The following is a 21,864-nucleotide window of genomic DNA, read 5'->3' on the forward strand; positions in this document are numbered from 1 at the left end:
TTTGGAAAGCTCTATAGCTCATTTAGCTGCTCTTTTTCAACTTCAGCTTAGTTATTTTTATTTGCTTGACGCAATCCACTTGCTGTATAATCGCTTTCAAACTATAATATTTTCAAGGTTCGGTGTCTTTTAAGCGTCGCTCTTTCGCGCTCCGCTTCAAGCACTTATTCAATATAGCGAACCTATCTCATTGTGTCAACTATTTTTCCCAAATTTATTTTGGATGGTTTTTCTGTCTCCTGAAACTGCCACAGTGCCGGGTTCTAGGCAACAATGGTTTAGGCACTGTGTTGACTAAGGATGGAACAAGCGTGAATTTTCAGTCGGTAATAAGTTTATTGCATCATTTCTGGGGCGATCGCGGTTGTCTTATTGCCCAGCCATACGATATTGAAAAGGGGGCTGGTACTAAGAATCCCCAGACTTTTTTAAGAGCATTGGGACCGGAACCTTGGGCTGTTGCTTACGTTGAGCCTTGTCGTCGTCCTACTGATGGACGCTACGGCGAAAATCCCAACCGCTTTCAACACTATTATCAGTACCAAGTTCTGATTAAGCCATCACCAGATAATATTCAGGAGATTTATCTTGATTCGTTAAGAGCTTTAGGTATTCGTCCTCAAGACCACGATATTCGGTTTGTAGAGGATAACTGGGAAGATGCAACTGTGGGAGCTTGGGGTACTGGGTGGGAAGTATGGTTAGATGGGATGGAAGTTACTCAATTTACCTACTTCCAACAGTGTGGAGGAATTGATTGCCGTCCGGTGTCGATTGAAATTACATACGGGTTAGAGCGGCTGACAATGTATCTCCAGCAAGTAGAAGCATTTACTAAGATCCAGTGGACAGACAACATTACTTATGGCGATGTTTTCCTGCAAAGTGAGATTGAACAGTGCACATACAACTTTGAAGCGTCAAATCCTGAGTTGCTACTGACATTATTTAATTTGTATGAGCAGGAAGCTACCCAATTGACGGAGCGAGGATTAGTATTGCCTAGCTTAGATTATGTAATGAAGTGTTCGCACGCATTCAATCTGCTGGATGCTAGAGGTGTGATTTCGGTGACGGAGAGAACTCGCTATATTGCTAGGATTCGGCATTTGGCTAGGAAGGTAGCTCATTTATATGTTGAGCAAAGGGAGAAGTTGGGTTTTCCGTTGCTCAAAGATGCTGTGAGTTCAACAGTAAGCCCAACATCCTAAAGGGTGCATCTACACGAACCAAGTACAACTTAGTGTAAAATAATAGCTTTTTTAAACGCAAAGGTACGTAAAATCGTGCCAAATTTAATTTACTACGATTTTATGTTCTATTTATCCTTGTGGCGCTGAGGTTTAAGCTAGGTATATCTTTGTTGATGCAGCTTTTGCTAAAGGACAGAAATACGATTAAATATTGAGTCTAGAACATTCAAGCTACAAGGATAAGGCCCGCCTGTGCGGGCTTTGTTTATATAAACTTAATGGACTATACTCACCACAAGCATAAAAATTTTTCGCTGTTGCTGATTAAAGAGATAAAAAGCCCACGCAGAGGTGCTCCAAGCAAAGATAATAAGAGTTTGGAATATTTTATTTTTGAATTTCATAACCAAATTCAGCAACGCCGATTTTTCTTTATTGCTGCCCTATCTATATTTAAACCATCTGCAAATTCGAATTGCCAGGTGCTTTTGCAAAAATTTTATGATTCAAACCAGTGGTGTAATTATTTGTCTCGGCTACATTTTTGGGTTGCTGCTTACAGCTGTTCCTTGGGGTGGTGTGGGGATTTTGGTCCTGGGGATAGTGGGAGCAATTATTTTTAGAAAACGCACTACACTACAGCAATTTGCTCAGAAACAGGAAAATGCTGGAAGCAAAAATAAAGCAGTGCCTAATACTTGGCAAATTACTCCCCATCCTCGAATATGGATAGCTGCTGGCTTAGTGGGATTATTAGCGACTCTATATTTTCAATGGCGAGTGCCGCAACCAGGTGCAAAAGATATTAGTCAGTTCGTTCCGCCTGGAAATAGCAGTAATCAAGAACAACTTGTAATTGTTCGTGGTGAAGTGGCAAGCAATCCCCGCTTAACCCGTAGCCAGCGAGGACAATTTTGGCTAGAAGCGACTCAGCTAGATGAAGTCAAAAATGATAAAGGTTCAGCAGGTGTGCCAAAAGGAGTTACAGGTAAATTGTACGTGACAGTGCCTATACTTCAGGCTACTGGGTTATACCCTAGTCAACAAATTGCCGTGACTGGGATTTTGTACAAACCAAAGGCGGCTTCCAATCCTGGTGGGTTCGATTTTCAGAAGTTTCTCAAGCAGGAAGGAACGTTTGCTGGTCTAATTGGGCGACAAATAAATGTTTTGGAGCCGGAACGCAAATGGGGATGGTGGCAAATTCGGGAGCGAATTGTGCGATCGCAAGTTCGTTGGTTGGGTATTCCTGAAGGGCCTCTTGTCAGCGCAATGGTTTTAGGTAGCAAAGCTGTGGATTTACCCTACGATATCCGCGACTTATTTGTACAAGCCGGATTAGCTCATGCTTTAGCAGCTTCTGGGTTCCAAACTTCTTTGATTCTGAGTGTGATTTTACAATTAACAAGGCGAGCAAAAAAAGGAACGCAATTTACCCTTGGCTTTTTGGCTTTAATTATTTTTCTGAGTTTAACAGGGTTTCAACCCGCGGTTCTCAGAGCCGTAATTATGGGTTTTGCGGCATTAGTTGGTCTGCTATTAAAAAGGAAGGTAAAACAGTTTGGATCGTTACTATTAGCAGCAACTCTGCTATTAGTGTTTAATCCTCTATGGATTTGGGATTTAGGTTTTCAATTGAGTTTTTTAGCAACACTAGGATTAATTGTAACAGTACCCGCATTAGTCAATCGCCTAGCATGGCTACCACCTGTGATCGCTGCTTTGATTGCTGTTCCCCTCGCTGCCACTATTTGGACTTTACCTGTGCAACTTTTTGTTTTTGGAGTTGTACCATCTTATAGTCTGTTGCTGAATGTGGTTAGTACTCCATTAATTTCGATCATTAGTATAGGTGGAATCATCAGTGCGTTAGTAGGTTTAGTTTGGACTGACGCAGGAAGTTTCCTGGCAGGGGTATTACATTACCCTACTGATTGGTTAATTAAACTAGTAGATTTTTTTAGCAATTTGCCTGGAAATTCTGTTGCGGTGGGCAGTATATCTACTTGGCAGCTTTTGGCGATTTATATAATAATTATATTGGTCTGGCTAGTGCGTTGGTGGCAAAGGCGGTGGTGGTTTGCTAATATGATTGCGATTGGTTTAGTATTCATCCCACTTTGGCATTCTAAAAATACATTGTTTAGGATAACAGTCTTAGAATCGGGGACAGAACCAATTGTAGTCGTTCAAGATCGAGGTACTGTAACTATCATTAATAGTGGTGATGAAGGTACAGGACGTTTTACAATTTTACCGTTTTTACAACAGCAGGGTGTAAATCAAATAAATTGGGCGATCGCAACTGATTTCCAAGGTAACGAAAGTAATGCTTGGTTTGAATTAATGCAACGTTTACCAATCAATAATTTTTATGAATATTCACGCCAAACAGATAATTCTATTACAACTCAGGCTATTCAACAGGAACTACAAAAACATCAAGGAATTTATCAACCTTTGGGAGTTGGTCAATCTGTGAAAGCTGGTTCGATAGTAGCGCAATTAATCAACGATCAATTACCAATTTTACAATTGCAAATTTTAGATCAAAATTGGCTATTAGTAGGTAATGTTAAATCTAAAGAGGTACAGCAACTAGTTAAAAATGGAAGTTTGCCTCGCCCGCAAGTGCTTTGGTGTGCCCCTGAGTCATTAAAAGATTTAGTTATTGCTTTGCAACCACAAGTAGCGATCGCTTCTTCTGCCAACTTCGATTCAAAAACTTTATCTGAACTGAATCAAAGTCAAACTAAACTGTTCTTTACAGGGCGAGATGGGGCTATTCAATGGACTCCTAATGGTCAGTTTGAAGCATTTATTGAATCAACAGAAAATAAATCATCTGTTTTATAAAAAACTTACAAATTCAGTAAATTAAAAAATTGTATCAAATTTTATGACAATTTATTTTTATAGTACTCGTGAAGAGTATGGCTGTTTCTCTAACTTTTCGTCCCACAGTTTTGAATTAGATGGATTGTACTGGTCAACTAGCGAACACTACTTTCAAGCGCAAAAGTTTGTGGGTACACCTCATGTAGAACAAATCCGCCTAGTTAAAACACCTAAAGATGCAGCAAGAATGGGGCGTGACAGAACGCGTCCCTTACGCAAAGATTGGGAACAAGTTTAAAGATGACATCATGCGGCAAGCTGTGCTGTACAAATTTCAAACTCATACAGATATTAGAGATATTTTACTTTCTACAAACAATGTAGAAATTGTTGAAAACTCGCCTATCGATTTTTACTGGGGTTGCGGAGCCGATGGGAGTGGGAAAAATATGCTAGGAAAAATTTTAATGGAGGTGCGGGATATTCTGCACCATACATACAGGACAGATATTGATAATAAAATTATTAAATAAGCTTGTCAAAAATAGTTTTTTAATCGAACTACTCCAGATGTAGAAAATACGAATAGATAAGAAATAGAGACGATCGCAAACGCTCTAAAATTGCTATATAGTTATTACTCTTCATGAGCGGAAAGCTGAAAGCCTCGATTAGCGATCGCTATATAAATTACCTCTCCTAAACTTATGTTGTGGTAAAGCGGACTGATGAAAGATGCGTCCTGGTTTTGGGAACACTAGATTTAGCATCAGACTTCACAGGAAGAAGTCGATGTCTAAAGGCGAATGGAATAATCAATTCGAAAAATACAGTTCCCTTGCAATTACCCATAACATACCTAAAACCAGTGAAGCGTAATACAATTACTCATGAATTTGACTCTGGTTCACAAGCAGAAATAATACCTCTACAAGAAAGTGATGACCATTTGTCAGAAGCGTCCAAGCTATTGAGGCAAGGAATTCAACAGCAGCAAGGTGGCGAATTAATAACGGCTATGAAGTCTTTACAACAATCCTTGGGGCTGTTTCAGGCAGTTGGCGATTTAGAAAAACAGGCACAGGTACTTTCTTTTTTAGGATTGGTAACTTACAGTGCTGGAGACTACAAAGGTGCTATCTCTTACTCCCAACAGTGTCTGTCTTTGCTTAATAACACCTCAGATTTAGCATTGCAGATGCAAGCACTTTCCCATTTAGGAAATGCATACCGTCATCTGAACGATCATAAAAAGGCTATTGAGTTTCTAGAAAAATGTTTGAAAATAACGCAACAGTTGCAAGACAAACGCAGTCAAGTCGCGGCACTCAATAATTTGGGATTGGTGTATAAAGCTTTAGGTAATTTTACACAGGCTGTTGAGTATCAACAACAAAGTCTAGAAATTGTGCGGGAACTCAAAGATAATTGGGGCGAAGAACAGGTACTCAAGAATTTGGGTAATGCTTGGTATGCTTTGAACAATTACCCAAAAGCGATCGCCTATTATGAGCAATGTGTAATACTATCGCGCTCCTTAAAAAATGTTCGCAGTGCTTCTCAAGTGCTAAAAAATCTGGGTAATGCTTGTTATGCTTTAGGTGATTATACCAAAGCCATTAAGTATTACGAAGATCGGTTGCAATTAGCTAAAGAAATTCAAGACAAGCGTAGTGAAGAACAGTCTTTAAGTAGTTTAGGAGTTGCTTGTGAAGCTTTAGGTGACTATAACAAAGCAATTACATATTATGAAGAACGTTTGTTGTTAGCTAGAAATATCAAAGATCGTCGCAGTGAAGAACAAGCTCTTGCCAGTCTCAAAGTCGCTTGCTACGCCTTGGGTGATTATGCCAAAGCTATGCAATATCAGCAGGGAACATCTTCAAATAGTTAAAAAGTAAGATTGGAAAACAATCCAAATTTACTCGCACAGATCAATTCCTCCGATTGTCTTTTGTTGTTGGAGATATACGAGAACTTCTAATGTATCTACTTGGGGAAATTCTGCGTAAAAATTACTCACACTCCAGAAGTGTTCGGGTGTTTCTAAGACTATTGTGCGATCGCCCCACTGTTCTAACCAAGGTAGCAATTTTTGTGGCGCTACTGGAGTACATAACCAAATTGCTGCTGGGGAAAGCGCTCTCATAGCGGTAGCAGCAACCGCTATTGTCATACCTGTAGCAATGCCATCATCAACTAAGATGAGCGTAGCATTCTCTGCATTCACTTGCGGACAAGCAGGAATTAATTGAGCCTCAAGAGACTTAGCAAGGTTTATCGCTTTATTTAAAGCTACATCCCGCCACCACGCATCATGTTTAGGGCGAAATAGCTTTTGATCGGCCCAAAGAACATTTCCCGAAGTAGTCACTGCACCAATTGCTAACTCTGGGTTTTCTGGATGGCTAATCTTTTTTGCCACGACAATTGTCAACGGACAATCTAAAAGACGTGCTATTGGTGCTGCTACTGGTATACCCCCTCTTGGCAAAGCATAAATAATTGGTACAGACTTTACCCCAGAATCAATAGTTTGCTGAGTCAAAACATCATGAATTACTCGCGCCAATAACTCACCTGCATGGGTACGATCGGCGAAAAGTGGGGTCTGTGACATGGTTTCCCCCAGCATCTTAGGACGGCACTGCTTTTATCATGACTGAATTTTGTCTCAAATTAACTGATACAATAAGATTTGTATAAATAATTAAGTATTCAGCAAAAGTTTATTGTTCTGATAAATATCCAACCAAAAGGCTATTTAACTCAGACATAACAGCTGGTGCTGATGCCAAAATCCTGATTTTCATGAGCAGCGAAACCCAACTCAGCCTCTTCGACGACTCAACTTTTAATCAACGAGAACTGATTCCTACAGACGCGAAAATTCCGATCGCTCCCGGAACTTATTCTGACATAACGGAGTTGACACAGCATTGCGATCGCTGCCACCGTTGTGCATTGGGAGACACTCGCACTCATGCTGTTGTTGGACGTGGCAATCTCAAAGCACCAATTATGGTTGTGGGAGAAGCGCCAGGTCAAAATGAAGATGAAACAGGTTTACCATTTGTAGGCAGATCGGGACAATTGCTGGAGAAAATTTTGGCATCGGTGAATCTGACTACTGAGCATGATGTATATATTGCCAATATAAATAAATGTCGTCCACCAGATAATAGAGTTCCCACTCCTGTAGAAGTGGCAGCTTGTCTACCCTACCTACTAGAACAAATTCGCTTAGTTGACCCCAAAATAATTCTGTTAACGGGTGCAACTGCTGTCAAAGGTATCACTGGCGATAAACGGGGAATTACGAAAATCCGCGGGCAGTGGCTGGAGTGGGAAGGGCGTTTATGTATGCCAATTTTTCATCCTTCCTACTTGCTACGTAACCCTTCTAAAGAAAGAGGTGCGCCAAAATGGTTGATGTGGCAGGATATCCAGGCAGTGCGTGCCAAGTTGGACGAAATCCAAAATAACAGCTAATGCTTAATCCCCTCTTTTTCTAGGGTTATGATTCCCAACATCTTTTCAATTATTCACTTCGTTGGTATCGCGGTTGGGAATAAATTCTCAAGCTAATAGCTAAAGTCTTCTCAAGAAGACTAAATACAAGATTTTAAGCGATGTAGATGACTAGACTCTGTATGTGAAAGAGAAAATTTCAGTCTACTGATTGCGATCGCTTATTTTAATTGAATATGACGACTTGCTGGCTGATTAAAACCTGCAATTTACTTATAAAACTTAATTTTCTCCTAACGCATCGGAGGTTTAGCGAGGAGTAAAACTAAAGCTAGCGTGCCCCTTGGCAAGGGACACGCTAGCACGGGTGAGGAACTTTGGTTTATTGGTAATTGAGCAGACTCGATATTACCTTTTACCTTTTAGACGTGAAATTTCAAGTCTTTATTCGTCGTCGAAATCTTCTTCGTCGTCTTCCTCTTCTTCCTCGTAATCGTCGTCGTCTACTACTTCGTCAGCAATTAATTCATCTTCTTCATCTAGAATTGACCTTTCTGCACGTCTGCTGCCAAAGCCAGATTCTCCAAGAGTAGGAGAATCTAAATTATAGGTGCGAGCTGTGCGATCGTCTAAGACCATATCTAGGGGATCGTCAACTTCATCTAACACACTACTGGTAATTTCAGCAGCATAGTCATCGATCGCTCCTGGTTCTTCATAGGTATTGTATCCAGTACCAGCCGGAATCAATCGCCCGATAATCACGTTTTCCTTTAATCCGCGCAGCCAGTCAGATTTGCCTTCAATAGCTGCTTCGGTAAGTACCCGTGTTGTCTCTTGGAAGGACGCGGCGGAAATAAAGCTGTCGGTGTTCAACGATGCTTTAGTGATCCCCAACAATACTGGAGTGTACTGTGCCCTAGCACCGCCTGTAATTGCCATAGCTTCGTTCACCTGCTCAACTTGGCGCAGTTCCACCAATTCGCCGGGAAGCATTGTGGTGTCGCCACCATCATCAATCCTGACTTTATTGGTCATCTGGCGAACAATCACTTCAATGTGCTTATCGGAAATATCAATCCCTTGAGACTGATACACCATTTGCACTTCATTCACCAAGAAAGTCTGTACCTTTTGTAAAGCAAGGCTAGCACAAGCATAGATTCCATCTTCGGAACCCAGGCTAAAGAAGATTTCCAAAATTTCGTGGGGATTAGATGGACCATCAGTTAACGGTTGTCCCGCTAATACCATTGAGCCATCTGGCACAATCAAGTTTTGTCCTGGTCCCAGAGGATAATCTGTCACCACGCCATTTGATTCTACAACCTTGATAGCGATCGCTTCATCACCACTTTCAGCGTAAACTACCTTAACTTCTCCGCCCCGCCGACATAAGATGCACGCTTCTTTCGGTTTACGAGCTTCAAGTAGTTCCTCAATCCGAGGCAAACCTTGAATGATATCTCCGGTTTTGGCGCGTTCAAACACTAGCAACACCAAGTTATCACCCCGTTGTACCAAATCGCCATCTTCTATCTGCAACACAGCACCAGGGCTGACTCGATAAGGGCGACCGATACGGGTAGTAATAACGTAGTTTTTAGTACTCAAAGCTGATTCTCCACCAGATGCAGCAGCGACGCTTTTAATATCGACTACTTGTCCTGATTCTGGGGCAAAAACTCCAGGAGCAACTTCTGTACCTTCTACTAGCAAGTCACCCACTTTTACCTTTGGCTGAGTACTAGTATTAATGGGAAGTCTGTCAGCGTCGCGCAACACCAAACAGCGACGCACGTTTTCGGTTCCTTTTTGAACACCTCGTACTTCTCCGCCTTCTTTACACAAGATTTGGGTGCGTGCGACTACAGAACCTGGGGCGATGGTTAACCCATCGTGTACTTCAAGTGTCGTCTGGGTACTACCTTGGGTGGCATCGGCGGTAATGTCTCGACGAATTACCAAGGATTCCAAAATCACTAGTTGTAAACGTTGAACTTCTGGATCTTCAGTATCCTCTACTAATTCAATATCTGCTGCCAGGGGTGAAGCATTATGGTCTTGTTCCCCTTCTTGCTCAATTTCCAGCACTAACTGGGTTCGCAGCAGTTCGACACCTTCAACAGATTTGACACGTTCTGAATCTTTATAAGGTAGTCGCTGCACTGCTCTTAATTGAATCGATCGCCCGGTTTGTTGACTTACCGATGTCGTTGATGGCACATCTGGATTGTCAGGGACAGCAAACTCAACCACTGGACGACTCAATAGGGCGGGGCCTTCTGGTGTCTCCACATACTGGATATAACGCAATTCCGTGGCTACATTGCCTTGGAATTCCTCACCTGGTTGGATGAAGGTGTTATCTCGCCCGATAACTGATTCGGGATCGTCAACCATCAGTAGTTCCCCTGGCTTCACCACAACTTCCCGCAGGATGTCGTTTTTCTGGGTCACTTCTACCACACCACTGTTTTGGCAGAAGATATCCTTCACCACTTCGGTGCCAGCTTCCACAAACTGACCGTCTTCCACTAACAGTAAAGAGATATCTTTATTAACTTCGTGGCTTTCTTCGGGAATCCACAACAGTGTACCGCCCTGGACGACTTCATAACCCAGCTTGGCTTTACCTTTTTTCTGGACTTCGACACCTGCAAATTTCAGGAATCCACCAGTGGTTGTGCGATAGCGGTCATCAATTAACTCAGCTACCACTTGACCATTTTGCACTTTTGTGCCTGGTGTTGCCCGGAGGTTAAATACCTGGCTGTTGCCAGTAGAAACTAAGTAGTTATTGCGACCTTGAGAACTTTGAACTGTCACCGTTGCCTGGTCTAAGACCACAGAAGCGGTGATAATCTCAATTTCCCTGGTACTCTTACCTGGGGTAGCTTCTGGCAAGCGCACCACACCGCCGTGCAAACTGGCTAACTTGGTTTCTGCTAAAACTCCATTAGAAGCGATCGCATCACCATTTTTCACTACCAATTCTGCACCAGGTGGCAAGTTGTAAACTTCACCAGACAAAATCCAAATCAAGCCGCCGCGTGCGGCTGTGGTTGTGGTATTGCCTTGACGGTCAGTTTTTTGTTCTGGAACTACTTCGGCAAATTGCACTTCACCTGCCAAGTCAGAGGCAACATCTTTAACTGCTTTTTCTGTATTAGTCCGAGTTGTGCGTCCACCAAGCGCAACCTCTGCCAGCAGCTGACCTTGTTTTACCTTATTTCCATCAAATACATATAGTGTTGAACCTTGGGTAAGATGAACCTCTTGGTTCTCTGGGGTGACATCACCTACTTTTGTTGGCTCCAAAAGCATGATGCCATTAGCCTCTACATAGAGGGCATCTTCCCCGTGGCGGGTACGATATGTTCTGGTCTTCAGTTTGCGGGGAAGCTTAACAGTTCCATCGATTTTAGAACGCACTTGTTGCGCCACTTCTCCAGTAAACACCCCACCCGTGTGGAATGTCCGCATGGTCAACTGGGTACCAGGTTCGCCGATACTTTGGGCGGCAATAATCCCCACAGCTTCACCCAAATCTACCATCTTGGCGTGCGCCAAACTCCAGCCGTAGCAGTGCTGACAGACAGAACGTGCGGCTTCACAAGTTAGGGGCGATCGCACCACAACTTCTCTCACGCCAGATTTTTCAATTTTCTTCGCCAAATCCTCAGAAATTGGGCTATTACGTGCTGCAATCACTTCTTTTGTTACCGGATGCATCACATCTTCACCAATGACCCGTCCCATCAAGCGGGTTGCTAGAGGAATCAAGGTTTTGGCCCCTTCTGTCATTGGTTGAATCGCAAGACCTCTAGTGGTGCCGCAGTCAAATTCCCGAATAATTACATCCTGGGATACGTCCACCAATCGGCGCGTTAGATAACCAGAGTCAGCCGTCCGCAAGGCAGTATCCACCAATCCTTTTCTGGCACCATAAGACGAAATAATGTATTCCGTCACAGTGAGTCCTTCACGGAAGTTGGTTTTAATCGGCAAATCGATAATTTCCCCTTGGGGATCTGCCATCAATCCCCGCATCCCCACCAACTGCCGCACTTGAGAGATGTTACCCCGTGCCCCGGAGAATGCCATCATATATACAGAGTTTAGGGGATTAGTCTTCTTGAAATGAACGACTACTTCATCTTTCAAGGCTTCACTAGTACCATTCCAAGTATCAATTACCTTTTGGAAACGTTCTACCTCAGTGATTTCCCCCCGTTGATAACGAGTTTCAGTAGCGCGAATTTCTTCCTCAGCTGCTTCTAAGAGTAATCGCTTAGTTGGTGGTATCATCAAGTCATCTACACTGATAGAAACCCCTGCTTTGGTAGCGTAGCGAAATCCCAAATCTTTCAATTTGTCCGCCATCACTGCGGTTCGCGCTGTACCATAATTCGTAAAAGCCCAAGAAATTAAATTTCTCAGTTGGCCTTTGTCAACCACGCGATTGCGAAAAATCATTTTTTCGTTAGTCATTAATCATTAGTCCTGAGTCATCAATAATTAATAATTCGTAATGCTCACCGCAGGCGAGAAAAAACTACGCAAATCGTAATTCGTAATTAATTCTTCAATTACGAATTACGATCTATAAATTACGAATTAACTTGCTAGTGCTTCCTGAATAGCATTGTTGTAAATAACGCGGCCAGGAGTTGTGTATATATACTGGGAAAGTACATTGCCTTTAGCGTCTTGTCTGACTCGACGGAACTTATAGAGTAATGTGCGGGTACCATCCTCATTTTCCGTCACTTTCAAGGGTTCTGTATCCGGTTGGTCTGATTCTATTTCACCGTCAAATCTTACGTAAATATAGGCGTGCAAGTCAATTTGATCTTGCTGGAAAGCCATAATCACATCCTCTAGGGAAGAAAAGTAATTTCCTGCCCCTTTTGTCGCACCAGGATTTTCTGCTGTTAAATAATATGCTCCCAACACCATATCTTGGCTAGGCGTGATGATCGGTTTACCCGTGGCTGGTGACAAAATATTGTTAGAAGCCAACATCAACAACCGCGCTTCAGCCTGACTTTCTAACGATAGGGGGACGTGTACCGCCATTTGGTCGCCGTCAAAGTCGGCGTTAAACGCTGGACACACCAGAGGATGCAGTTGAATCGCTCTACCTTCTACTAAAATTGGTTCAAAAGACTGAATACCCAAACGGTGCAACGTTGGTGCCCGGTTTAGCATTACAGGGTGTCCTTCAATCACTTCTTCCAACACATCCCAAACACTGGGATCATTACGGGATATCAGCTTTTTCGCAGCTTTGATGTTATTTACCATGCCGCTACGAATCAGGCGGTTAATCACAAATGGTTGAAATAGCTCAATTGCCATTTCTCTTGGTAAACCGCACTGGTGAATTTTCAGCTTTGGCCCGACCACAATTACAGAACGTCCAGAGTAGTCAACCCGTTTACCTAACAAGTTTTGTCGGAAACGTCCTTGCTTACCCTCAATAATGTCAGACAAAGATTTCAGGGGTCGGTTATTTGCCCCTACCACAGTGCGTCCCCGACGACCATTGTCAATCAAAGCATCCACTGCTTCTTGCAGCATCCGCTTTTCATTCCGCACAATAATCTCTGGTGCCAAAATTTCTTGCAAGCGTGCCAAACGATTGTTGCGGTTAATTACCCGCCGATACAAATCATTTAAATCGCTAGTGGCAAAGCGTCCGCCATCTAGTTGCACCATTGGGCGCAAGTCGGGCGGAATCACGGGAATAACTGCCATTACCATCCACTCTGGTTTGGAACCAGTAGCGATGAAGTTGTCAATTACCCGCAGTCGCTTAATTAGCTTGGCCCGCTTTTGTCCTTTGGCATTGCCAATTTCTTCGCGTAAGCTTTCGGCTTCTTGTTCCAAATTGATATCGGCAAGCAAACGCAACAGCGCTTCAGCCCCAATACCTACTTCTACGCCTTGCAGCACAGAATCTTCGCTATAAATTTGGTCTTCTATTTCCAACCACTGGTCTTCACTCAGTAGCTGTTTGTAAGTTAAAGTTTCGGCATTACCTGGACTCAGGACAACATAAGAGTTGAAATAGACAATCTGCTCGACATCCCGCAAGGGCATATCCAACAGGATGGAAATATAGCTAGGAATGCCTTTGAGATACCAAACGTGAGCTACTGGTGCGGCGAGTTTAATATAGCCCATGCGGTGACGACGCACCCGTGACTCGGTGACTTCTACCCCACAGCGCTCACAGACAATACCTCTGTGACGAACTCTTTTATACTTGCCACAATGACATTCCCAATCTTTCGCTGGGCCAAAGATGCGCTCACAAAATAAGCCATCCATCTCTGGCTTGAGAGTTCGGTAATTAATTGTTTCTGGCTTGGTAACTTCACCGACTACTTGGCCATTGGGCAATGTTCTCTCGCCCCACTGCCGAATCCGTTCAGGGGAAGCCAAGCCGATTTTTACGTAGTCAAACTGATTAGTTTGGGCAGGTCTCATACTTAAGTGCTGAGTTATAAGTTTTGAGTTTTGAGTATATTTAGTTTTAAGTTAGGAGTTAGGAATTGTTAACTCCTAACTCTTCACTCCTCACTCCTCACTATCTATTCGTCGTCTTCCAGCGATTCGCGAGAAAGAGATTCATAAGTTGGTCGAGGAGGCGTGCGACGGGCTGATTGGTCTGCCATCAAATCGACTTCCACATCTAGGGAACTGCCGTCTGCTTGAGTTTCTACCTTGTGTACAGCAATATCTAACCCCAATGATTGCAATTCGCGCATTAGCACCTTAAAGGATTCTGGAGTTCCAGGTCGAGGAATTGCCTTACCTTTAACGATCGCATTTAACGCTTCATTCCGTCCTTGCATATCGTCAGATTTAACTGTGAGCAATTCCTGTAAGGTGTAGGCCGCACCAAAGGCTTCCAATGCCCACACTTCCATTTCTCCAAACCTCTGACCACCTTGTTGTGCTTTACCACCCAAGGGTTGCTGAGTCACCAGTGAGTATGGCCCTGTAGAACGGGCGTGGATTTTATCATCCACCAAATGCACCAGTTTCAGCATGTAAGCCACACCGATGGTAATTGCTCGGTCAAAGGGTTCGCCTGTACGACCGTCATACACCATGATTTTGCCTGGGTTATCTGGGTTATATACCCAGTCTTTCCCTGTTTCGTCTCGTGCTTCTTGCAATTTGCCATGTACGATTCGGCGTGATGATTCTTCACCGTACATTTCATCAAACGGAGTAATCTTAAATCGCACTCCCAAGGTTTGACCAGCCCAACCCAAGAGGCACTCAAATACTTGTCCGACGTTCATCCGACTGGGTACACCCAAGGGGTTAAGTACAATGTCCACTGGTGAACCATCGGGCAAATAAGGCATATCTTCCGCCGGTAATATCCGAGAAATAATCCCTTTATTACCGTGGCGTCCTGCCATTTTGTCCCCAACTTGGATTTTGCGTTTTTGCGCAACATACACCCGGACTACCATATTGGCTCCTGGTGGTAGTTCATCGCCTTGTTCGCGAGTAAACAAGCGCACATCAACTACGCGACCTTTTTCACCGTTTGGTACTCGCAGAGAATTGTCTCGCACATCCCGTGCTTTCTCACCAAAGATGGCACGTAAGAGTTTTTCTTCTGGCGGTTGGTCAGATTCACCCTTGGGTGTGACTTTTCCTACCAAGATATCTCCAGCTTCTACCCACGCCCCAATCCGAATGATTCCCTGTTCATCCAACTGACGCAAGGCATCTTCCCCGACATTGGGAATTTCTCTAGTGATTTCTTCTGGCCCCAGTTTGGTTTGTCTAGCTTCAATTTCATATTTTTCAATGTGAATTGAGGTGTAGACATCATCCTGTACCAGTCTTTCAGAGATTAAAATTGCATCTTCGTAGTTGTACCCTTCCCAAGGCATATAGGCAACGACGATATTTTGTCCTAGCGCCAATTCACCGCCTTCGGTGGAGGAGCCATCAGCCAATACCTGACCAGCAACAACCCGTTCACCAATGCGGACGAGAGGCTTCTGATTTAAACAGGTGTCTTGGTTGGAACGTTGATACTTGGAAAGGGTGTACTTAATTTCTGGGGTATTAGGTTTAGGACGGACGCGAATTTCTGTAGCATCTACATAAGTGACATCGCCATCAGTACGCGATACAATCACCATCCCGGAGTCTCTTGCTCCTTGGGCTTCCAAACCGGTACCCACCAAAGGGCGTTCTGGCTTGAGCAGGGGGACTGCTTGCCGTTGCATGTTCGATCCCATCAGCGCTCGGTTAGCGTCATCATGCTCCAAGAAGGGAATCATGCTGGTTGCTACCGACACAATCTGTACGGGAGATACTGCTACGTAGTCCACCTGTTCTGGTGTTGTGGTGGAAAATTCTTGACGATAACGGACTGGTACTAGTGGACCAATAATGTGTCCGGTTTCATCTACAGGAATGTCTCCCGGAGCAACCCGTAGATCGTCTTCTTCATCGGCTGTCATGTAGGCTGGAGGCAGATCAAATCTGACTCGCCCATTTTCTACAGGTCTAAATGGTGTTTCGAGGAAGCCGTACAGGTTAACCCGCGCATGGGTTGCTAAGGAGCCAATCAATCCAGCGTTGGGACCTTCTGGTGTTTCAATGGGGCAAATGCGTCCATAGTGACTAGGGTGAATATCCCGCACGGCAAACCCGGCGCGTTCGCGGGTTAAACCACCAGGGCCAAGGGCACTTAGACGGCGTTTGTGGGTCAGTTCTGCTAAGGGATTGGTTTGATCCATGAACTGACTTAATTGGCTGGAACCAAAGAATTCTTTAATTGCTGCTACTAACGGTTTGGGGTTCACCAAAGAAGCGGGAGTTAGCACTTCAGCATCGGATACGGTCATCCGTTCCCGAATAATTCTCTCTAGGCGGTTTAAGCCTACTCTCACTTGGTTTTGCAGCAATTCACCGACGCTTCTCACCCGACGATTGCCTAAGTGATCGATGTCGTCAATATTACCAATATCATACTCTAGGTTGATCAGGTAATCTACGGCTGCCAAGATATCGCCAGGAGTCAACACACGCATTGTATCTGGGACAGAAAGGCGCAATTTCTTGTTGAGTTTGTACCGTCCAACGCGACCAAGGTCATAACGTTTCGGGTCAAAGAATCGGGAGTCTAGGAGTTGTTGTCCACCTAATACTGTAGGTGGTTCACCAGGACGGAGTTTGCGATATAACTCCATCAGAGCTTCTTCTTCAGAGAATTGCCCTTCTTTTTCGATGGTTTTCTGAAAATACTCTGGGTGGCGTAAGGCATCAAAAATTTCGTTGTCTGATAACCCTAAAGCCTTTAGAAGTACCTGCGCTGAGAGTTTGCGGGTTTTGTCAATGCGTACCCACACCAAATCGTTGCGGTCTGTTTCAAATTTCAGCCATGCTCCTCGGTTGGGAATTAAGCTAGCTGAATAAGTACGTCGCCCGTTTTTGTCGATTTCTGATTTGTAATAAACGCCTGGCGATCGCACTATTTGGTTGACAATTACCCGCTCGGCCCCGTTAATAATAAACGTGCCGCGATCGGTCATCAAAGGCAAATCACCAATGAATACCTCTTGCTCTTTGATTTCCCCGGTTTCTTTATTAATTAGACGTGTGGGAACATACATTTGAACAGCATAAGTACTATCCCGCCGTTTGGCTTCTTCGACGCTGTACTTTGGCTCCTTGAGTTTGTAGTTATGACCCAAAAAGTGCAGTTCTAATTTACCCGTATAATCTGTAATAGGACTAAAGGAGTTTAGTTCTTCTATCAGCCCTTCTTCTAAAAACCAGCGAAAGCTTGAGCGCTGGATTTCAATCAAGTCGGGCAACAGAAAGGCGGGTTCCATATATGTTTCTTTAGTCATGCCTCTTCCTTTGTCAACCTGGTACAATTTTCCCTTGGACACTGCTGTTTGACGCTTCCCACTGCTAGCCAGTGTCCTTAGCTATTTGGGAACTTTTTCTTACACACTTGTGATTTATGGGTGTAGACCGCAGCGATTAAATCTGGCTGGAATAAGCAATTTTGACAAGGAAGCAATCACCCCTAACAGGGACTAAGTAATGGGCACTCGGTACTATGGGATTGGGGGAAAACTTGCTGAAAGTCTTTTCCTCCTGCATCTCATGCCCAATGACGCCAGTTGCTTGTCTTGTCGCAGACGCTATGCATAGCTTACTTCCTCGAAGTGGTACAAGTCGCCAAAGCTGCTCAACACACTGGCTCCCCAATGCCCATTCCAAAAAGAATATCCAGTTAAAATATTCCTGAACTTGATTTACTTTCTTCACTTCCCCTCCAAAAAGCGCGTTAATTCCCTGACGCAGCTCTACACAGTGTGTTTTAAATCCACTCCGCTGTTGATACTCTTCAGTGATATTTTAGATATCCTAAGACTGAGGGAACGATCCGCACCTTGTCGATTTTGAATCAGAATCACTTCATTTTGCTGGATTATACTCACAAGGCAATTTTTGTTTAACGATTTTGAATAGGTTCAATACACACTAAACCGATGTTGTGCAAAAGTCTAGCTCAATTTAGGTTGGTACGGTTAGTAATGCGTGGAGAGCATCCGCTTGTAGAGATTTTGAGGATGGGCAAGCCATAACAGTATCGAAAATTAAGATGAGAAGTTTTATGCTCCTTTCTCTATTATTATGGCGCAAGCAAAATCTTTTTGAGGCAATAATATTAGCATATTTTTGTCTCCCTATAGTTTTATTTTTTTAACACAACTGAACAAAAGATACTAGGACACACTTGATATTGACAGACCGAATAATTCACAAGCATTTTGGGTGGTTTGATGGGCGATCGCCTCTACCGTTTCCTGACGCAGTTTAGCTACTTGTTCGGCTACATAAAGTACGTAGGCAGGCTCGTTGCGCCTCTCGCCCCGTTTCGGAACTGGAGCGAGGAAAGGACAGTCTGTTTCAATCAATAGGCGATCGCTACTCACCATCGCCGCAGAAGATTGAATCGCTTTGGCGCTTTTAAATGTCACCGTTCCGCTAAAGCTTATATAAAAGCCTAAATCGAGAAACCATTGAGTTTCTTCAGGTGTTCCTCCCCAGCAATGCATCACACCCCGCACTCTTTCTCCTTTGAGTTCCCGCCATTTTTGCAACACTTCTCTGGTTGCCACAGCAGCGTCGCGGCAGTGGATAATCACTGGTAAGTTGAGTTCAGATGCGATCGCCAGCTGAGACTCAAACACCAGATATTGTTGCTCATAGTTATCAGCTTTGTAAAAATCCAGCCCCATTTCCCCAATTGCTACTACATTTGAGTCAGAACTCGCTAAAGTTTTGATTTTCTCAGCTGTCTCGCTATTCCATTTATCAGCATCTAAAGGATGTAATCCCACAGCAAAACTAATTTCGGGGAACTCTTGGGCTATGGATTGAATACTGGAAAACTCCTCCGGGTGAACACAGGAATGCACTAAACGCACTACACCTGCTTCTTGCCACCGCGATCGCACTATTGCTAAATCCGGCTGAAAACTATCAAAGTTGAGATGTACGTGCGTGTCTATCAGTTGCATCTTTTGTCCTTTGTTGTTTGTCCTTTGTCATTTGTCGTTTGTTTTGTTACCAATGACTAATGACTAAGGACAAATTACCAATGACTACTCAGCTGTTTGTGTGATGGGTTTTAGTCTGTGAGCCAATCTTGATTTTTTCCTTGCCCCATTGTTTGGGTGAAGAACACCTCGTTTGATCGCCTTATCAATTTTGCCGTAAGCCTCGGATAACCGAGCCTGTGCTTCTTGTTTTAATTCTGGGGTAGGATTAGCTGTATAAGCAGCTACAGCATTGAGGTATTTCTTCATCAGCGTCTTGACTGCTGATTTGTAAGATTTATTACGCAGTCGGTTACGTTCTGCGATTTGGGCACGCTTAAGAGCAGACTTTGTATTCGCCACAGTCAATTCCAAAAATACGATTATTAATTATGTACACACACTACTAGACTTACTAATATAGCATCCAAATTGCCAATGTTATAATTTCCTAAAAAAATTATGGGATTAGGTATTGGGCATGAATGAAGATCATCAATATTATTTAGTTCTATAGTCTCTAGTCGCCAATTTGGTATTTCGTCAATTGAGGAAATGCGTTAAACTAAAATACATCTAAATAAATGTCACCCTAACTCATCACAACCTGATTAAGCAATGCGATCGCCGATAAATATAATTTGTCCGTAAACCAAATGTATTATTTAGAGGCAGGAACTATCAAGAGCTAAATCTCAGGGGTTCTCAAGTATAGAGCCGATATATTGTGCCTGTACACACATTAAGTAGTAAAAGTTAGGGAAATAAGTAAAAATTATACTCAAAGCCTAACCTCTGTAAATTCAGAGGATTGGATGTGTAAACATACCATCTGCATCCCCCAAGGATTGAGGGAAAGGGTGTAAGGGGAGTGGGAAATGGCACACCTCCTTCCTACCGCTAGCCAGTCGAGGCTTGTCGGATTGAGCAATTAAGTCGCCTTCTTAAGCAAACTATACGCTGGTAGCCTTGAGAGTATCAAAAAAATCCAGGTTAAGCTAGAGAAGAGAATTAGAGTGAGCTTGCACACCCCAGTGGGTCAAGAGCAATACTAAATCTCAGGTGGCAATATTATAATTTTGGCATTGTCCTTACTCCATGCTGCGAATTATTACTCAGCAGGCAGACGTTAGAGCAGAACTACAACGCATCTGCGATCGCACCCATGACGAACAGGTACTTCACAAAGAAGCAACGGTGCGGGAAATTTTGCAAGCAGTGAAGCGCCAAGGCGACAAAGCTGTATTGCATTACACGGACGAATTTGACAAACAAACCCTGAAAGCAGAAGAACTCCGAGTTACAGGCTCGGAATTGGATGCAGCCTATCAACAGGTATCAAAAGAGTTGTTGAGTGCAGTTCGGCTAGCTTGCCGCCAAATTGAAACGTTTCATCGTCAGCGAGTACCAAAAAGCTGGGTACACTTTGGTGACGATGAAGTAGTACTGGGCAAACGCTACACCCCTGTAGACCGAGCCGGGTTGTATGTGCCTGGTGGTCGTGCCGCCTATCCCAGTACAGTACTAATGAATGCAATTCCGGCTCATGTTGCTGCTGTACCGCACGTGGTGATGGTAACACCACCAGGCCCAAAGGGTGCTATTAACCCAGCAGTCTTGGTAGCTGCCCAAGAAGCAGGGGTGCAAGAAATTTATCGTATTGGGGGCGCACAAGCGATCGCCGCTTTAGCTTATGGTACAGAAACAATTCCGAAAGTGAATGTGATTACTGGACCGGGTAATATTTATGTCACCCTAGCCAAAAAACTTGTCTACGGCACCGTCGGTATTGATTCTTTGGCGGGTCCGAGCGAAGTGCTGGTAATTGCTGATGAAACCGCAAATCCAGTGCATGTAGCTGCTGACTTACTAGCCCAAGCCGAACACGATCCAATGGCAGCAGCAATTTTGCTGACGACAGATGCTGCTTTGGCGAAAAACGTGCAATTAGCCTTGGAAAGACAGCTAGTCGATCATCCACGGCGAATAGACACAGAAAAAGCGATCGCTCACTACGGCTTGATTATCGTTGTGGAATCGCTCCAAGCCGCAGCAGAACTCTCAAATGAATTTGCTCCCGAACACCTGGAATTAGAAGTCAAAGACCCTTGGGCACTCTTACCACAGATTCGCCACGCTGGGGCAATCTTTTTGGGTTACTCAACACCAGAGGCTGTAGGAGACTATTTGGCAGGTCCTAATCATACCTTGCCAACTTCTGGTGCTGCCCGCTATGCTTCGGCATTGGGTGTTGAAACTTTCCTTAAACACTCCAGTATTATTCAATACTCCCAAACCGCACTGCAAAATGTGGCTGGTGCCATAGATGTGCTAGCAACAGCAGAAGGTTTACCTTCCCATGCTGATTCAGTCCGACGCCGAATTCAGCAAGAATAATGATTTGGAATGCTTAATTTTTCTGATAACTGGAAGTTTGGATAACGATACCTACGGTAAGCTACGCTAAAGCACACCATCTGCTATTCTACCTTCAGCTACCCTTTAAGCACGAGTCGGGCATTGCCGACAGTAGTTTCTGGGAGAGGGTTTTCCTCTCTCAAAAACTCGTGAAAAGCTTCTCCAGAAAAGTTGCTACAACCCGTTCGTATGAAAGTGGTGTAAAACTAGCTGACCTATGGCGTGGCCTTAAATATATAAACTAAGTGTCAGATAAAAAATTAGTTTAGTGTCACTGCCGACTAATTTTGCTAGATACTTATGTATGTAAGGGGTCTACTTTTTAGGAGACGAGAGCA

11 protein-coding genes and 2 pseudogenes are annotated in these 21,864 nt (G+C 43.8%); 6 read left to right on the plus strand and 7 right to left on the minus strand.

All coding sequences use genetic code 11. The features are described 5' to 3' along the window. Nucleotides 1-311 precede the first annotated feature (311 nt). The 4 genes and pseudogenes from glyQ (at nucleotide 312) to AC1F2U_RS31850 (ending at nucleotide 5,925) form a co-directional block, all read left to right on the plus strand. Complete coding sequence (gene glyQ / locus AC1F2U_RS31835) at nucleotides 312-1,211, plus strand: glycine--tRNA ligase subunit alpha (RefSeq protein ID WP_480264763.1); 900 nt, start codon at nucleotides 312-314, stop codon at nucleotides 1,209-1,211. Between the two features lie 483 nt (nucleotides 1,212-1,694). Then, the gene (locus AC1F2U_RS31840; RefSeq protein WP_480264764.1) at nucleotides 1,695-4,049 is read left to right on the plus strand and encodes a ComEC/Rec2 family competence protein; all 2,355 of its coding nucleotides are present in this window, start codon (nucleotides 1,695-1,697) and stop codon (nucleotides 4,047-4,049) included. 43 nt (nucleotides 4,050-4,092) lie between these two features. After that, a pseudogene (locus AC1F2U_RS31845) lies at nucleotides 4,093-4,564 on the plus strand (NADAR family protein). A gap of 259 nt (nucleotides 4,565-4,823) precedes the next feature. Then, nucleotides 4,824-5,925, plus strand: a pseudogene (locus AC1F2U_RS31850) (tetratricopeptide repeat protein). A gap of 27 nt (nucleotides 5,926-5,952) precedes the next feature. On the opposite strand, the gene AC1F2U_RS31855 reads toward AC1F2U_RS31850, so the two are convergent. After that, entirely contained in the window at nucleotides 5,953-6,651 is a 699-nt protein-coding gene (locus AC1F2U_RS31855; protein ID WP_480264765.1) for a phosphoribosyltransferase, read from the minus strand. 191 nt (nucleotides 6,652-6,842) lie between these two features. Between AC1F2U_RS31855 and AC1F2U_RS31860 the strand changes: the two genes are divergently transcribed. Next, nucleotides 6,843-7,523 carry a uracil-DNA glycosylase gene (locus AC1F2U_RS31860; protein ID WP_322674424.1) on the plus strand — a complete coding sequence of 227 codons (681 nt, stop codon included), beginning with the start codon at nucleotides 6,843-6,845 and terminating at the stop codon, nucleotides 7,521-7,523. Between the two features lie 423 nt (nucleotides 7,524-7,946). On the opposite strand, the gene AC1F2U_RS31865 is transcribed toward AC1F2U_RS31860, so the two are convergent. The 6 genes from AC1F2U_RS31865 to rpsT all read right to left on the minus strand — a co-directional run bounded on the left by AC1F2U_RS31865 (nucleotide 7,947) and on the right by rpsT (nucleotide 19,471). Further along, nucleotides 7,947-11,996: a DNA-directed RNA polymerase subunit beta'' gene (locus AC1F2U_RS31865; protein ID WP_480264766.1), complete on the minus strand. Its 4,050-nt coding sequence runs from the start codon at nucleotides 11,994-11,996 to the stop codon at nucleotides 7,947-7,949. A 126-nt stretch (nucleotides 11,997-12,122) separates the two neighbouring features. After that, nucleotides 12,123-14,000, minus strand: coding sequence for a DNA-directed RNA polymerase subunit gamma (locus AC1F2U_RS31870; protein ID WP_480264768.1), 1,878 nt, complete (start codon nucleotides 13,998-14,000; stop codon nucleotides 12,123-12,125). A 104-nt stretch (nucleotides 14,001-14,104) separates the two neighbouring features. Then, nucleotides 14,105-17,404: a DNA-directed RNA polymerase subunit beta gene (gene rpoB, locus AC1F2U_RS31875; protein ID WP_480264769.1), complete on the minus strand. Its 3,300-nt coding sequence runs from the start codon at nucleotides 17,402-17,404 to the stop codon at nucleotides 14,105-14,107. A 136-nt stretch (nucleotides 17,405-17,540) separates the two neighbouring features. Beyond that, nucleotides 17,541-17,831 (minus strand): hypothetical protein, encoded by a 291-nt coding sequence (locus AC1F2U_RS31880; protein WP_480264770.1) that lies wholly within the window; start codon nucleotides 17,829-17,831, stop codon nucleotides 17,541-17,543. 461 nt (nucleotides 17,832-18,292) lie between these two features. Further along, nucleotides 18,293-19,090: a TatD family hydrolase gene (locus AC1F2U_RS31885; protein ID WP_480264771.1), complete on the minus strand. Its 798-nt coding sequence runs from the start codon at nucleotides 19,088-19,090 to the stop codon at nucleotides 18,293-18,295. Nucleotides 19,091-19,174: 84 nt separating this feature from the next. Then, nucleotides 19,175-19,471, minus strand: coding sequence for a 30S ribosomal protein S20 (rpsT, locus tag AC1F2U_RS31890; protein ID WP_480264772.1), 297 nt, complete (start codon nucleotides 19,469-19,471; stop codon nucleotides 19,175-19,177). A gap of 735 nt (nucleotides 19,472-20,206) precedes the next feature. On the opposite strand from rpsT, the gene hisD reads away from it, so the two are divergent. Beyond that, nucleotides 20,207-21,505: a histidinol dehydrogenase gene (hisD, locus tag AC1F2U_RS31895; protein ID WP_480264773.1), complete on the plus strand. Its 1,299-nt coding sequence runs from the start codon at nucleotides 20,207-20,209 to the stop codon at nucleotides 21,503-21,505. The last annotated feature ends 359 nt before the right edge of the window (nucleotides 21,506-21,864 follow it).

This window comes from Nostoc sp. LEGE 12454 (genome assembly GCF_056620565.1).